At 64.5% G+C, this 389-nt stretch carries 1 protein-coding gene; it reads left to right on the forward strand.

Annotated features, from left to right (window positions below):
- The coding region (locus tag IB265_RS36310) for a hypothetical protein (RefSeq protein ID WP_192496235.1) at window positions 1-389 on the forward strand (389 nt) is incomplete at both ends.

Here is a 389-nt window from a genome sequence, read left to right on the forward strand (position 1 = left end):
CGGCTTCTCGTTTGCCGGTTTGCATGGCACGAGCGGTACGATCGGACAGGAGACGGTAAACTACAGCTGGAGCGGCAACACGCTGACGGCAACGGGCCCGCGCGGCGTGCTGTTCACGGTCACCGTGGCGAACGCGGCTACAGGTGCCTATACGGTCGAGCTCAAGGATAACGTGCTGCATACGGCCGGCCCGAATGGCGAGGACAATGTCTCGGTCGGCCTCGGCTACACCGTCACCGACGCGGACAACTCGGTTGCCAACGGCACACTGACTGTCGCCTTCAACGACGACGTGCCTTCGGCGGCGAATGAAGCCGGCGGGGCTGTGCCGGAAGGCACGACGATCAGTGGCTCGTTCGACTTTGCGGCTGGCGCGGATGGAGCAACGC

Origin of the sequence: Ensifer sp. ENS10 (assembly GCF_014852025.1) — a bacterium.
Lineage (GTDB): Bacteria > Pseudomonadota > Alphaproteobacteria > Rhizobiales > Rhizobiaceae > Ensifer.